The sequence below is a fragment of the Citrobacter sp. RHB36-C18 genome (assembly GCF_013814485.1).
GTDB classification, from domain to species: Bacteria; Pseudomonadota; Gammaproteobacteria; order Enterobacterales; family Enterobacteriaceae; genus Citrobacter; species Citrobacter braakii.
Map to the genome: position 1 here is coordinate 644,737 of NZ_CP057125.1, position 14,918 is coordinate 659,654.

The window sequence follows — 14,918 nt, forward strand, 5'->3', positions numbered from 1 at the left end:
AGAAATGCTGTAGATATGGTGGGCGGTCATAAAATAACCATAAATCACCATGGTTACCTTTCTGGAATATCCCCGGCATATCCCCGGAAAAAACAAAAGGGCCGACGATTACTCGCCAGCCCTTGCTGTGTTTGGTGGCCCCTGCTGGACTTGAACCAGCGACCAAGCGATTATGAGATATCGCGCATTAAATTAACCACAAATAATTTTACACTTTTATCTATATCTTTCATTGGGTTATTGGTTCTATTTGATTAACCATGATTATACATAGTTCCCTTTAAATCATAATGTAAGGTAGCCTAGGGGTATCCTGGCTTAGGCCAAGCGATTTTAAGGCAATTTTTTAAGGATCTAGGATACCGCATCGTGGAATCATTCAAGTTTACCAAGTCAAAGCTTGCCGAACTCCCTGCAGCCCCTAAAGGAAAACAAGTTGATTATCATGATTCTCACGTTAAAGGACTTCGGCTAAGAGTTGGAGCTTCGGGAATCAAGACATTCTGCGTTGTTAGAAAAGTTAAAGGTGCATTTATTCGTGCAACTTTAGGGAGATTTCCAGAAATCACGATTGAGCAAGCCAGGGCTAAGGCATTGGATAAGCTTGGTGACATAGGTATGACGGGGCGAAACCCAAATGTTGTATCTCGTGAAGAAAGTCTTTCTAACGTAACTTTGCGTGAAGCCCTTGAATTGTATATCAAGACGCGTGGACACCGACTTAAGCCTGCAACTGCGAATCAGTATCGAGGTCTATTACAGAACTTTTCTGGTGATTGGTTGGATAGGCCTATGGCAAATATCTCACGTGATGATGTATTTAACCGTCATAAAAAAATTACGGATGGAACGGTTTGGTATGGGGAATGTTTATCTAAACTTAGAGCAGGGGTAGGTAAGGGGAGTCGTTCTCAAGCTGATCTTTGGGGGCGCGCATTGAGAGCGGTTTATAATTTTGCAAATGATAACTATAGGGATCAGCTTGGTAGCAAATTACTTCCTGAGCCGCCAACGGTTGTTTTAAGTAGCAAACGGCAATGGCATGGCTTGGTCAGAAAGAATACACGCATTCGCAATAAAGACTTGGGCCGTTGGTTAAAATCAGTTGAATTTGTTCGAAAGCATGCTCTAGATATTAGAGATGATCATGCATTGTCTGTTTGTGATGCTATTGATATGGCACTATTTACTGGTTTAAGAAGGGGGGAAGTATTTGGGCTTGAATGGGAACGAGTTAATTTAGCTGGTGGTTATTTTTGGATTGATAAAACTAAAAATGGAGAACCGTTAGAGTTACCTATTACTAAAACATTGCAGGTTATTTTTGAAAGACGCCTACAGTTTAAAAAAAATAGCTCAAGATTTGTTTTCCCTGCATTGAGGGGGGGAGTGATCACCGATCCCCGTAAAGTTATAGATAAAATTGTTGCAGCTACTTCATCTGGTGAGTTTGACGGTCAGTTACCTATTAATTTTACTTGCCATGATGCTCGGCGTACATTTGCAACAATTGCGGAGTTGAGTGGTGTAGGAACTTATATTTTGAAAAGACTTATGAATCACAGATCAGGTAGGGTTTCTGATGTGACAGCTGGTTATATAAGTCTTCCTGTTGAGGAGTTGGTTGAGCCTGCAGCGCGGATAGAAATGAAAATTATGCAAGAGGCAGGTATTCAAGTACCATTTATCAATACTAAAGAGTTATTAGCAAGTTTATCTCAGGAAGATAAATCTAAGCTTCTTGAAGAGTTGTTAAGGGAGAGGAAATGAATACTGATTTGGATGTTAAGCCATTTATAAATGAAACAATAAAGGCTTTAATGGGATATTCAGAACGGTCCGGGATATTATCTCCTCAAGCTGTTCAGTGTTTTAATAATGCACTAAATCAATCATTGATTAACCGTTATGATACCAGTTTTGTGTTTGAAACGTTACTTACTATTATAGAAAGTGCATCTAAGAGAGATTTGAAATTCAATTTTGATAGGGTTTTAAGAAATACAAAGGGCAGAGATTTTTCTGGTAATGTTTTAGACTTCGATTCTGTTTTCAATAATATAAAATTCACGGCTAAAGATAACTCATTATCTTTTAATGAGCATGAGTTGAGCACGTTATCTATGGTGGTTTTTTTAAAAGAACAGGGCTATATCTCACAAGCGGAAGATATTCTAACTGTTCTAAAAGATGAAATATTAAGACGAGTTTATCTTGATTACTATAAATCACAGTTCAGAAGAGTTGTTTCTTTCTATTTGAAAAATGGTAATGAAGTTTTTCAAGATGTAGGAAAATCAGTATCTACAAAAAGAGGACCAAGAAATAAAAATTATAAAGAAGTATATAAAATAGTTTGCTTAACGATTGGAGAATATCCTGACGTATCACATTACTCATTAAGTAACAAGTTAGCTGTACATTTTGCAAATCATAAAAATGCCCCTTCTAAGCAAACATTGATGAGATGGGTGCAAGATATCCGTAGTGAACTATGTCAGACACCTCATGAGCCATACATAAGACGCTTCAAACTGATAACACAATAACGCTATGATTTTTAAATGATCATTAGCCAATGAGTATACTTATTATCTCATAATGATCATACTATTTGGCTAATGATTCTTTTAGTGAGCTAGCTTTCGATTTATCGTTCTAATCACCAAAACGAGCAAGACAAGAGGTGATAACGATGTACATGAAAGAGCGACTCACAAGAAAAGAAGCGGCTGAATACATTGGTGTTACACCAGCAACAATGGCAAATTGGGCTAGTACAGGTAAAGTCTGTATTCCCTTCTATAAGGCGGGCTTGAAAAAGGTCATATATTTGCGTACAGATTTAGACGAGTTTATAAGCTCAACTAAAAGATTACATGCATAATATGGGCATTATAATGCCCATATCTAAAACTCACTTGTTTTTATTAATAGCAAATTGACGCTTTCTTATTTCTGCCTCTAAAGCTGTAACAACAAATTGACCAGTGCTTTCACCCGTATTTTTAAGTTTTTCTACGGCATCAGCTATTTCATGAGGTACACGCACATCAAATCTTTTGGATTTCGCATTGATAGATTTAGTCGCCATTGATTTGTCCTTTAAGGTAGGTGTCGGACAATGATAGACAAAAAAAGAACAGTTGCAACACTTGACGTGTCGGACACCTTGAAATACATTGTGTCCGACACCTAGTTGCAATGCCTCTAGGTTGCTTGGAACCACCCTAGAGGCATTTAACCAACCGTTATAAGAGGTAACGAAGATGGCTAAACAGAAGTGTACCTGGTTATTTGCTGCGATCAACCGCAGTCAACGCAATGCCCGTCCTGTGATGTTAAGGATCGCCGCAGATAACGAGCGTTCAGCGCGACGCAGACTTGCCCCGGACTACGTGCTGAGCTTTGCCGGTCGCATTCCATGTGGAGGTGAACATGCGTAATTATCCGCAACCCGGCGAACGCTGGCAGCATGAACATGGCTGGACCGTCACGATTATCCGATTAATTGAAGCCTCGCCCTCCGTGGCGCTGGTTAATCCTGAATTCAGCCGAGAAGTGCTGATACGTTATGACAGCGACAACCAGATTTCTTCCTGCCCTCTGGCATGGTTTGAACAGCGGTATACGCGCCTGTTTGATGCGCCGCTCTTTAAACCTTCACCAGCTCCGGCAGGCGGTAGTGGCTCCGGCCCGCTGACGCTGCATCCGTCAGTGGTATTTTCCCGCTGGCGGGAGCGCAGCATACGGCGTTCTGCTGAACCTGACGACAGTCACTATTCAAAGTTTCTCTGACAAAACGCCGCTGAAAACGGAGTAATCCACGATGAATTTTTCAAACGGGCACAACAGTGCTCAGGGCCACACTTTGCCTGAAAAACACAATACCGGTGCTTTTGCCTATGGATTGTCAGAGGACGGTTTCGGAAAGCTGACTCGCGCAAGAAATGCCTGCGACATGCTCCAGCTTCTCTTTTCTGAATACCCGTTTCAGGGCGGAACGCTGGATGCAGGCTGTGCGCCAGGCATTGCCGCGCTGATGGAGTACCTGCGGGCAGATTTGACGGATATTGCGCACAGTTGCGAACTGATTGAAGGAGGCACCCAATGAACCAGCCGCAGGTTTCTATTTTTCCGGCAGAAATGACTACTGCGCTTTACCGGCGGGCTATTGCATCGGCATGGCGCCAGAAAGCGCTGACTGAAACCGGCTGCGATCAATATGGTCCGCACAGCCTGACGGTTGAACGTATTGAAATGGCCATTGCCCTGCATATCGAGTGCGCATTGATTAACGAATATGGCGAAGCACAGGGAGCAGCGGCGGCGCTGGCGCTGCTGACTGACATGCTGGAACCATCATTGCTGACCGCGCCGCCGGTACTGACTGTGCGCGGCTGTGAAGTGATGGCGGAGCTGTACCGCACGCTTCCGGCGGCCTTTGATGACTTCTGCAGCACGGGTGTGGCGCTGCATCAGGGGGAAGTATGACAACACAGACGGTTACGCAGATTTCAGCCGCCGCGCGGGGGAAATGGCCCGTTATTTTGCAGATGCTGCGTATTGATGTACCTGAAAACGGCAGGCACGGTCCCTGCCCGAAATGTGGGGGTAAGGATCGTTTTCGCCTCGATGACCTTGACGGGCGCGGGACGTGGATTTGCAGCCAGTGCGGCAATGGTGATGGTCTGGATCTGGTTAAGCTCATGACCGGTTACGGCGTCAGAAAGGCAGCGCAGGAGGTGGCGCAGGTGCTTAATGTGCCGGACGTGCAGGAACTGCCCGTTAAGCCCGCCAGGCAAAAAGCTCCTAAACGCGACATGAGCCTTACCGTGGCGGCGCTGATGAAAGAGAGCCACACGGGAGAAAGCCCCTATCTGACCGGGAAAGGGTTTGCCGGATATCCGGCCTCCCTGACCGGAAGCGTGCAGCATATCAGCGGTAAGGATTTTCCTGCCGGTTCCCTGTTGTTACCGCTCACCACCAACGCCGGAGCCGTGACCGGTGCGCAGCTTATCGCCCCGACGGGTGAAAAAAGCATACTGCCCGGCAGCACGATGAAAGGCGCGTTTGTGGCGCTCAGCCCGTTACCGTCTGAACCGCCGGTACAGGTGGTGATTACCGAAGGTTACGCCACGGCGCTGACGGTAAGCCAGCTCACCGCCGGATGTGTAGTGGCTGCCATATCAGCAGGCAACCTGCCCAACGTGGCGCAGTCGCTGCGGGCACGCTGGCCTGAGGTAAAAATTATCATCGCCGGTGATAACGATTTTCAGGACGGGGGCGAGAATCCCGGCAGATCCTTTGCTGAACGGGCGGCAAAAGCCGTCGGCGGCTGGATGACGCTGCCACCGGGAGAGATTAAGGCTGACTGGAATGACTTCCATCGGGAGCACGGCATTACCCGTGCCCGTGAAGCTTTTCGTAACGGTCTGGAGCTGTGCGGGGAAGGCCGCACGCAGCTGCCGCACGGGTTCCGTCTTACCCAGGAATATCTCTGGTATGAAAAACAGGTACAGCGCAACGGTGAGACGGAGATCCAGAACGTCAAAATATGCAACCCGCTGCGCGTGACGGCAATCACCTGCGATGCCGATGGCGGTAACTTCGGGCGACTGCTGGAGTGGGAAGATACGTGGGGTGAACTCCGCCGCTGGGCGATGCCGATGGAAATGCTGAGCGGCAGCGGTGAGGAGCTGCGCCGGGTACTGCTGGTCAACGGACTGTCCTATATCAGCACCACCGGTGAGGCCCGCGCACGCCTTATGGAATATATCTCTCTGTGTAAACCGGAACGCCGCGTGACCTGCGTCAGCCGCACGGGCTGGCATGGTCAGGTTTACGTCCTGCAGGATGAGGTCAGCGGTGAAGGTGCAGAGGGTGTCATTCTCCAGACCAGTTCCGTGCAGGGGCGCGATTTCCGCGTGTCGGGCACAACGGAGGAATGGCGGGAGCACGTTTCCCGCTACTGCACCGGCAACTCCCGCGTGGCGTTTGCCGTCAGTCTGGCTTTTGCTGCCCCTCTGTTACGGCTGGTTGGTATGGACGGCGGCGGCTACCACCTCAAGGGGGAATCGACGGACGGTAAGACCACCACCATGAAAGCGGCAACCTCCGTCTGCGGCGGGCCTGACTACTGGCAGACGTGGCGGGCAACCGGCAACGCGCTGGAGGGATGCGCCAGCCGCCGCAACGATGCCGCCATGATGCTCGATGAGATCCGGGAGGTGGACGGACGCGAGGCAGGCAATATCGCCTACATGCTGGCAAACGGTCAGGGCAAGGGCCGTGCCGGTACGGACGGTGAGCTGCGCACCCGTAAGCAGTGGCGGCTGCTGTTCTTTTCAACCGGCGAACTGTCACTGACTGAACATGCGGCAAAAGCCGGGGAGCGTACCTTTGCCGGGATGGAAGTCAGGATGATCCAGATCCCCAGCGATTCCGGGAAGTTTGGCGTATTTGAGGAACTGCACGGCTTCGACAGCGGCAAGGCGCTGGCGGAACATCTGGAGTGGGCCACGTCCAGCTACTACGGTTCGCCGTTCAGGGAGTGGCTGAAAGCCCTGACCGCTGATCTTAACGGGCTGACGGCACAGGCAAAGTCACTGATGAAGGAATATACCGCCGCGCTGACCCCGAAAGATGCGGGCAATCAGGTGGGCCGGGCTGTGAACCGCTTTGCACTGGTGGCGATGGCAGGAGAACTGGCAACCCGTCTGGGGATTACCGGCTGGCATGAGGGGGAAGCGCTGCGGGCAACCCGCGTCTGCCTGAACGCATGGCTTAAAGATCGCGGGCACACCGCCAATCAGGAAGATATTGCCGCACTGGAGCAGGTACGCAGTTTCTTTACCGCGAATCAGTACAGCCGCTTTGCAGACTGGCACGACGAGCGCAACCGCCCTGGCAATATGGTGGGCTGGCGCAGGGTGGAGAAAGGCAGTACCGCGCAGGGAACGGAAGCCGTCACCACGTTCTACGTCATGCCGTCCGGCTGGAAAGAAATCTGCCGTGGATTTGACCCGCGCAAGGTGGCGCGTTTGTGCGCGGATCGTGGATACCTGCTGCCCTCAACCGATGGCAAGCTCCAGACAACCATTCGCCCGCCAGAGATGAATCCCCGCAGGCTCTATGTCTTCAACAGCGAGGTGCCGGGTTAAGGCTTTGCGTGAGTCTTATTTATTAAGGGTAACAGGTGAAACAGGTGGAACAACCGTATTTTACAAGGGCTGAGCCTGTTCCACCTTTTGAAATAGTGAGGTGGAACAGGTGGAACGCCAGCCGATCCGCTGTTCCACCTTGTTACCCGCGATGTTCCACCTGTGCTGTGCATATAAATACTTTATAAAACAATGCCGTAACACATGTTTCACCTGTTCCACCGCATCAGGGACATAAAGCAGACTGAAACAGAGGCATTTTTTCTGGCTGGCTTTCATAGCCACGTCTGAATAACCGCAAACGCCCGTTGTGCCAGCCACCACACACTGAGCACCGGTAGTGCGCTTGTGTCAGCCACGACACAATTGACGTAACGAACCAACCCGACAGGAGAAGTCATGAACAACCCAGCAGAGAATACCAGCCTTTCCACTTTTCCGGCTGTAACGCAGCGGGCACTGGAAACCCTGAACACAGCCAGAAGTGCATGGCTTGAAACACGTCGTCGGCAGAAAGCGGCTGCGGATAATATTGCAACTATCCGCCAGCGCCGCGCTGAAATGGAAGCCACGACGAACGCCCTGAATGAGGAGTGGCGCACGTTGTTTCGTGAAAGCCAGGGCGTAGTCTCAAAGGAAATGAAAAAACTGCGCACTGAAATTGCGCTGGGACGAGAAACGCTTGAGGATTTTGATGAACTGCTGGCAGCTCAGGAAAGCGAAAATGCCTTATTACCGCAGGAAGCCGGGAAATTAGCCGGGCAGTATATCAGCGCACATAACACCCTTGTGGAAATTCGCGCAAAGCAAATCTGGGAAGACTTCATGCAGTCGCATGGTAAGGCGTTAATCCAGACACTGAGCCTGCTCAAAACCACAATGGGGCGGGAAGCCAGTGCCGTTGTGGGTGTGGTGAATTCAGTTAATGACCCGGGCACAGTACTGAAAGACTTTATTCACAAACATATCACCAAACCGGCTCTTACTAACGCTGCGATGCCGGAACAGGACCCTGTGTTTAAACTGGCAGGTGTTGCGCCGGATTATGCTGCCCTTGCTGATTTCCGCAAACTTCCCTCTCCGGCGGCCCTTCATAAAATGAAGATCCGGCAGGAACGTGAAGAACTGCAAAAACGGAACCGAGCCGCGGAGGGTATCTGATGGCACTTAAATGTCCCGAATGCGGCACTACGGCACACGCCAGAACCTCCGCCTATGAAGCACCATCGGTTAAACGCTCATGGTATCAGTGCCAGAATCTTGAATGTTCCTGCACATTTACCGCACTGGAAAGTGTGGATACGATAATTATGAAACCCCGTCGTAATGAACAGGAATCAGACAAAGTACAAGTGCCGGAAAAACAACTGAAAACGCTCAATCGCTATGGCTCTGCATCAAAGTTATCAAGCCGCCAGCAAATCCCTGTCTGATTAGCAAAAAACGGCTACCTAATCCCGGCCCGGTACCGGGATTTTTTTACGCTTTTTCCTGGCTGGCCTGAGAACGCATGAGTGCATCTCTATGGCGCATGAAAACGCATGAGTATCATGCGCCGTTTTTGGCGTGAAAGCCCTTGTATGGCGGCTCCTGAGACGATTTACGGGGTGCATGAAAACCATTCTGTTAAGCGAAGCGGGCAGGCGGGCGGGGCTGCGCACGTAAGCGCTGAAAGTAATGGTTTTTATCAAAAAAAGGAACGATAGTATTATTCGATAATTTGGAACGAATTTTATTCAATACGTAGAGGGTTGGTTATGGACAATGGTTACGATGAGGATTACATATCTGGTCTGACTGATCGTGTTTTCTTAATCAAGAGACAACTTGAAGCTGGTAAAATGCATATCGCTAGCCATCTTGTGGATGGATTTAAAGAGAGTTTCGATAAAATTAGGTTAAGGCCTGATGGAAAAGTTGACCCAACTACCGTTGATGGACGCATCAGAGCGATGGGTGCAGCAGTAAATCATTTTTTTGAACGTAATGAAATTAAGAAAAAGTACAATATAGTCGACTTTCAAGAAGCGTATTTTAAGATTCTATTCAGCAATTTCTATCAATTTTATGATGACTTTATTAAAAGTAAGGCTCAACCGTATCAAGTAGCTCATTTCATTTCTGAACAAAGTGATTTCGTAGATCATCTAGATCAGATTTTTCCAGAGTTGCTTTCTGATGTTAAGGAGTTTTGGGAGACAGCTTATGAAATTGGTGAAATTCATCTCCAAGATGGTGAACAGTTAAAAGCAAATTTTGCAGGTGATCTTTTTCCTGCATATACAGAAAATGCAGTATCTTGCACTGGTCTTTATATCGATACAATAATATTACCGTGCCCTATATTGAGAGTGGGGAAAATACATGGTGTTACTAATAAAAAACATTTTTGTTTCTTATTAATGAAACACGTTTTAACATGCATGACTTACAGAAATTTAGCATTGGAGGATATTGAACCTGCTATAGTACTAGTTCTTCCTGATAAACGTGATTTTAGTAGTGATGATAACGAGGGGCTGCATGCGCGCGCAACGCCTTTTGTTCTTGCCCATGCTCAATATCTATATGGCAGAAGTTTTGAGAGTAAGGATGAATTGTTTGATTTTAGTTCATCATTAACTGATGTTGATAAAGTTTTTAGAGAATTAAAACGCCCTGAAAGATTAATTTTTGATACCGAGTGGGGACCCGGCGGACGAGCGCAACTAGAACGGCATTTAGCCGATCCTGAGAAAATGAAATCCCCAGTTCATAATGGTAATCCAGGAATTGAGGTGATGTTCACATGCACTGGTCGAATGCCACAGGCACTTGCAGCAAGAATAAATGCTCAAGATTTTAGAAGTACGCCATATATTAATGCAGAAACCTCTTGGCTTTATTACACTTGGTTGATGGAATATGAAGCTCTTGACTTTAACATTGATAATGAAAATTTAAAAGAGTTACATATGGTCAATGCTTTATCCAAAGGGATGCAAGGCGGTTTTTCTTGGTTAGGAGATATCCCTTTGAATAACATCCTTGAAATAAGGCGTAACGGATTAATGCCGGAAATACGAAATATTCTATCAATCGGTATTTCTGAGGTAATTAGTGCATCTCCTCGTGATTATAATGCTTCTTCACAAAGGGTAATTGATAATGTGGATAGGGCATTTATTCAACATCAACGTTTCCTTGAAAAAATCAGAAAAGAAAAACTAAGAATTTTAGGTGTGGAAGTTGCACCATTTATAGTTAATGGTGCTTTCGGTATTGCTTCTGCATTAATTAACAAACCTGAATTAGCCTTGGCTAGTTTTACACTTGGGACATTGGGTTTGCCAACTCTAAAAGATATTAGAACTAGTTTTAAAAATAGAGAGGAAAAACTAACCAATTATAAAAGAACAGCTACAGGCTTGATGTTTAGCAAAAAATAAAATGTGGGCCGTTTAAGGCCCTTTCATTTAATCTAATAAGTATGGCCTAAATTTTATTACTTTTTCATTTAGCCATTCATTCAACTCTTCGCAACGTTTTTGGAGGGGGAGTAATTCATTACGAACAAACACACGACTTGCTTTTTCCACATCGCCAAAACCACCAGTGTTGTTAGGTATGATACCCATCATCTGCGGTGGCACGCGGTGCGCTGCCATCATGTCATCACGACTCACATTCTTGATATTCATAAACTCATCTTTTGCCGCCACCTCTGACAGCGGGATGATCTGGATGCCGTCCTTTTTACCATTGGGCGAGTACATAAAAAGATTGCGAAAGTTTCCCGGCCCTTTGGCACTTTTCATTGCCTCGCGGATGTTGTTCACGTCCTCCTGATTCTGCGCCGCGTCTGTCATGTACATGATGAAACCCGCATGACTACCGTTGATGTAATACTTCCGGCGGAACAGCGTTGCGGACTCGTTGAGCAAGGTTGACGGAATGGCAGAGAGATAACCGGGCAGCCCGTAAATCTCCTGGTTAATATCCGGCTCCATCAGGTGAAAAATATTGCCTCTGGTGAACTCATAAGGCTGCGTCGTCAGGCTATAGTTCACAAACCAGTAGGATTCTAGGTCAACACCGCGCCGGGTATACTTTGCCAGCGCTGGCTCCAGTGAGAGGACACCACCCAGCCGGTTAGTGCGCTTTTCCAGATAGGCATTACCAAACACCAGATAATCCTGAACGAAACGGGTGAAAGACTGCTGGCTGAGCAGGCGATGCGGGATATAGGTACTGCTGAGAATGTCGCGCTTAACGGCAATTGGTGAACTGTGATGTACGGCTGCGCGGTAGGTACGTGCCAACCCTGCAAAACTCACCGGCGGCTCATACCAGCGATCCATTTGCACGCATTCCACATAGTCCAGCAGTTCGCGCCGGTCCAGTACTGGAATGGGATCGCCAAAGGTGAAACATTCTGCAGAGGACTGCGGCTCTGCCGTTGCAGTAACCTCACGGTCAGAAATTTTGTCCTGATTATCCATATTCTTTCTCGCTGTGAACAATTCTTGAGGGATCAGGTGTGTAATGAACAGCACAACGATATTTGCTTGACTGTTTGATTACTGCAGGCGGGCATTGTGTCAAATTCGATACAATAAAGGGTTTTATGAGTGAGAATACGTCATATCACATGGGCGATGGTATACACGGTTAAACCCGGTTATAGCGCTGGATGGTGAGTGATTTAAAGCCATTCTGGTATACATAAAGTGAAAAAAATACTTTAGGGTGTATCCCCCTGACTTCCCAGAGTTGGCGCTGGTTTGCGAGCAGCATTGTATAATGCGTGGGGTGTGATAACTTTTTTGATCATTTTTCAGCCGACAGATGTTAATCAAAGAATTCGTGACTTTTTATTTAGAGATTTTTTTACATTTTTAAAGATGAGATTGAATTCATGTAGGTTTTTTGCTGTTTAAATAATCAGTAATAATCGAAAAAAGTAGCCTATAAGTAGCCTATAAGTAGCCTTAATAAAACAAAAAGGACTTGCGATTTCTCGCAAGTCCTTGTTTTATTTGGTGGCCCCTGCTGGACTTGAACCAGCGACCAAGCGATTATGAGTCGCCTGCTCTAACCACTGAGCTAAGGGGCCGTGGCGGTGGATTATAAAGTAACTCCGCGTTGCAATCCAGACATAAGCGTACGGATGCTGTTTTTATAAACAATGTATTTTCAGTCCGTTATACTTGTTCCTCTGATGTATTGATGGGAGTAATTATGGTTAAGGACATACTGGCGCCGGGGCTGCGGGTGGTGTTTTGCGGCATCAATCCGGGGTTGTCTTCCGCAGGTACAGGATTCCCCTTTGCACATCCCGCTAATCGCTTCTGGAAGGTCATCCATCAGGCGGGATTTACCGATCGCCAGCTCAAACCCGAAGAGGCACAACACTTGCTGGACTTCCGTTGCGGCGTGACTAAATTTGTCGACAGACCGACGGTGCAAGCCAATGAAGTGAAGTTACAGGAGATGCGCAACGGCGGTCGTAAGCTCATTGAGAAAATAGAAGAGTATCAGCCCGCCGGACTCGCAATCCTTGGGAAGCAGGCATTTGAGCAGGGCCTCAGCCAGCGTGGGGCGCAGTGGGGAAAACAAACGCTGACTATTGGCGCGACGAAAATATGGGTTTTGCCGAATCCCAGCGGATTAAGCCGGATTACGCTGGATAAACTGGTGGAGGCGTATCAGGAAGTGAATGACGCCCTGGCCAGGCGGGGACTATAAAGAAAAACGCCACCTTGCGGTGGCGTTTATGCTTATGCGGCGAGATTAATCGTCGAGGAAGCTACGCAGCACTTCAGAGCGGCTCGGGTGGCGCAGTTTACGCAGCGCTTTCGCTTCGATCTGACGGATACGTTCGCGGGTAACGTCGAACTGTTTACCGACTTCTTCCAGCGTGTGGTCGGTATTCATATCGATACCGAAACGCATACGCAGAACTTTTGCTTCACGGGCGGTCAGGCCAGCCAGAACGTCGTGCGTTGCGGCACGCAGGCTCTCGGTGGTAGCAGAATCCAGCGGCAGCTCGAGGGTGGTATCCTCGATGAAATCACCCAGATGCGAATCTTCATCGTCGCCGATCGGCGTTTCCATGGAGATAGGCTCTTTAGCGATCTTCAGCACTTTACGGATCTTGTCTTCCGGCATCAGCATGCGTTCAGCCAGCTCTTCCGGCGTCGGCTCGCGGCCCATCTCTTGCAGCATCTGACGGGAGATACGGTTGAGCTTGTTGATGGTCTCAATCATATGTACCGGGATACGGATGGTACGTGCCTGATCCGCGATCGAGCGGGTGATCGCCTGACGGATCCACCAGGTTGCATAGGTAGAGAACTTGTAACCACGACGGTATTCAAACTTATCAACCGCTTTCATCAGACCGATGTTACCTTCCTGAATCAAATCCAGGAACTGCAGACCACGGTTGGTGTATTTCTTGGCGATAGAGATAACCAGACGTAAGTTCGCTTCAACCATCTCTTTTTTCGCACGGCGGGCTTTCGCTTCACCGATGGACATGCGACGGTTGATGTCTTTAACCTGCTCAATGGTCAGGCCGGTTTCTTCTTCAATCTGCTGCAGTTTCTGCAGTCCGCGGTGAACATCATCTGCCACGTCGTGCAGTTTTTCAGACCACGGTTTGTTCATCGCGATTGCCGCGTTGAACCAGGTTTCGCTGGTTTCGTTGCCAGTGAACAGGGTGATGAAGTTTTTCTTCGGCATTTTGCACTGCTCAACGCAGAGCTTCATGATCAGACGTTCCTGAGTACGCACGCGGTCCATCATGACGCGCATGCTGTTTACCAGGTAGTCGAATTGCTTCGGAACCAGGCGGAACTGTTTGAACACTTCAGACAGCTTCTGAATTTCTTCCTGCGCGGCAGCATGGCTGCGGCCTTTCGCTTTGATGGTGTCGCGAGTGATTTCGTACTGAGTACGCAGTTCACCGAATTTTTCACGCGCTAATTCAGGGTCGATGCTGTTGTCGTCATCGCTGCTGTCGTCATCATCTTCTTCATCTTCGTCTGCATCGTCATCCATCTCTTCCTGAGAGAGCTCAGAACCGACGTGTGTCGCCGTTGGCGCCATGTCTTCTTCCGCGTTCGGATCGACAAAGCCGGTGATCAGATCGGAAAGACGCGCTTCTTCAGCTTCTACACGATCGTATTGCTCAAGCAGGTAGGTGATGGCTTCCGGGTATTCGGCAACGGAGCATTGAACCTGGTTAATCCCGTCTTCGATGCGTTTAGCGATGTCGATTTCGCCTTCACGGGTTAACAGTTCAACGGTACCCATTTCACGCATGTACATGCGGACCGGGTCAGTTGTACGACCGATTTCGGACTCAACGCTGGACAGAACCTGGGCAGCCGCTTCTTCCGCGTCTTCATCGGTGCTGTTGGAGGTTTCAGCAAGCAGCAGATCATCGGCATCAGGTGCTTCTTCCATCACCTGAATACCCATGTCATTGATCATTTGGATGATGTCTTCGATTTGATCTGAATCGACGATATCTTCCGGCAGATGGTCATTGACCTCGGCATAGGTCAGATAGCCTTGCTCCTTACCACGTTGGACAAGTAGCTTCAGCTGTGACTGCGGGTTTTGCTCCATAAGACGGTATCCACACTTAATTCGTTTGATTGGTGTTGGGCGGTAAAACCGCCAACGGCAAAACGAGGGCATACTTATATTTTGCCGCTGCCTCTCCGTGCGGCTGTCGGGGGCTTCCCGAGCGATATTCGGCAGTTA

General features: G+C 48.1%; 15 protein-coding genes and 1 tRNA gene. 12 read left to right on the top strand and 4 right to left on the bottom strand.

Annotation, left to right across the window (positions count from 1 at the left end; genetic code table 11):
• Window positions 1-369 precede the first annotated feature (369 nt).
• The 3 genes from HVZ52_RS03135 to HVZ52_RS03145 all read left to right on the top strand — a co-directional run bounded on the left by HVZ52_RS03135 (window position 370) and on the right by HVZ52_RS03145 (window position 2,887).
• Window positions 370-1,770, top strand: coding sequence for a site-specific integrase (locus HVZ52_RS03135; RefSeq protein ID WP_181598849.1), 1,401 nt, complete (start codon window positions 370-372; stop codon window positions 1,768-1,770).
• On the top strand, window positions 1,767-2,549 hold the full coding sequence (locus HVZ52_RS03140; RefSeq protein WP_064042835.1) for a hypothetical protein: 783 nt from the start codon (window positions 1,767-1,769) through the stop codon (window positions 2,547-2,549). Before HVZ52_RS03135 ends, HVZ52_RS03140 begins: the two co-directional genes overlap by 4 nt.
• 146 nt (window positions 2,550-2,695) lie before the next feature.
• On the top strand, window positions 2,696-2,887 hold the full coding sequence (locus HVZ52_RS03145) for a helix-turn-helix domain-containing protein (RefSeq protein ID WP_058657987.1): 192 nt from the start codon (window positions 2,696-2,698) through the stop codon (window positions 2,885-2,887).
• Window positions 2,888-2,917: 30 nt separating this feature from the next.
• Here HVZ52_RS03145 and HVZ52_RS03150 read toward each other — a convergent pair whose 3' ends face one another.
• Window positions 2,918-3,094 (bottom strand): YlcI/YnfO family protein, encoded by a 177-nt coding sequence (locus tag HVZ52_RS03150; RefSeq protein ID WP_170872875.1) that lies wholly within the window; start codon window positions 3,092-3,094, stop codon window positions 2,918-2,920.
• Between the two features lie 175 nt (window positions 3,095-3,269).
• On the opposite strand from HVZ52_RS03150, the gene HVZ52_RS03155 reads away from it, so the two are divergent.
• From HVZ52_RS03155 to HVZ52_RS03190, 8 genes are all read left to right on the top strand, one after another.
• A complete protein-coding gene (locus tag HVZ52_RS03155; protein WP_024134542.1) occupies window positions 3,270-3,446 on the top strand; it encodes a host cell division inhibitor Icd-like protein in 177 nt (58 codons plus the stop codon).
• Complete coding sequence (locus HVZ52_RS03160; protein ID WP_181598850.1) at window positions 3,439-3,798, top strand: hypothetical protein; 360 nt, start codon at window positions 3,439-3,441, stop codon at window positions 3,796-3,798. The genes HVZ52_RS03155 and HVZ52_RS03160 overlap by 8 nt, the downstream gene beginning before the upstream one ends.
• Before the next feature lie 31 nt (window positions 3,799-3,829).
• Window positions 3,830-4,114 (top strand): hypothetical protein, encoded by a 285-nt coding sequence (locus tag HVZ52_RS03165; RefSeq protein WP_181598851.1) that lies wholly within the window; start codon window positions 3,830-3,832, stop codon window positions 4,112-4,114.
• Window positions 4,111-4,494 (top strand): DUF5375 family protein, encoded by a 384-nt coding sequence (locus HVZ52_RS03170; protein WP_001075577.1) that lies wholly within the window; start codon window positions 4,111-4,113, stop codon window positions 4,492-4,494. The genes HVZ52_RS03165 and HVZ52_RS03170 overlap by 4 nt, the downstream gene beginning before the upstream one ends.
• Entirely contained in the window at window positions 4,491-7,163 is a 2,673-nt protein-coding gene (locus HVZ52_RS03175; protein WP_181598852.1) for a TOPRIM and DUF927 domain-containing protein, read from the top strand. The genes HVZ52_RS03170 and HVZ52_RS03175 overlap by 4 nt, the downstream gene beginning before the upstream one ends.
• A gap of 399 nt (window positions 7,164-7,562) precedes the next feature.
• Window positions 7,563-8,324, top strand: a complete 762-nt coding sequence (locus HVZ52_RS03180) for a septation initiation protein (protein ID WP_181598853.1) — start codon at window positions 7,563-7,565, stop codon at window positions 8,322-8,324.
• Window positions 8,324-8,596, top strand: coding sequence for an ogr/Delta-like zinc finger family protein (locus HVZ52_RS03185; protein ID WP_023225877.1), 273 nt, complete (start codon window positions 8,324-8,326; stop codon window positions 8,594-8,596). Before HVZ52_RS03180 ends, HVZ52_RS03185 begins: the two co-directional genes overlap by 1 nt.
• Window positions 8,597-8,920: 324 nt before the next feature.
• Entirely contained in the window at window positions 8,921-10,591 is a 1,671-nt protein-coding gene (locus HVZ52_RS03190; protein ID WP_181598854.1) for a hypothetical protein, read from the top strand.
• Between the two features lie 27 nt (window positions 10,592-10,618).
• On the opposite strand, the gene HVZ52_RS03195 is transcribed toward HVZ52_RS03190, so the two are convergent.
• Window positions 10,619-11,644, bottom strand: coding sequence for a phage portal protein (locus HVZ52_RS03195; RefSeq protein WP_181598855.1), 1,026 nt, complete (start codon window positions 11,642-11,644; stop codon window positions 10,619-10,621).
• Between the two features lie 538 nt (window positions 11,645-12,182).
• Window positions 12,183-12,258: transfer RNA gene (locus HVZ52_RS03200), tRNA-Ile, on the bottom strand.
• Window positions 12,259-12,383: 125 nt separating this feature from the next.
• Between HVZ52_RS03200 and mug the strand changes: the two genes are divergently transcribed.
• Window positions 12,384-12,890, top strand: a complete 507-nt coding sequence (gene mug, locus HVZ52_RS03205; RefSeq protein WP_181598856.1) for a G/U mismatch-specific DNA glycosylase — start codon at window positions 12,384-12,386, stop codon at window positions 12,888-12,890.
• A gap of 45 nt (window positions 12,891-12,935) precedes the next feature.
• Here mug and rpoD read toward each other — a convergent pair whose 3' ends face one another.
• Complete coding sequence (gene rpoD, locus HVZ52_RS03210; RefSeq protein WP_016154549.1) at window positions 12,936-14,780, bottom strand: RNA polymerase sigma factor RpoD; 1,845 nt, start codon at window positions 14,778-14,780, stop codon at window positions 12,936-12,938.
• Window positions 14,781-14,918 lie beyond the last annotated feature (138 nt).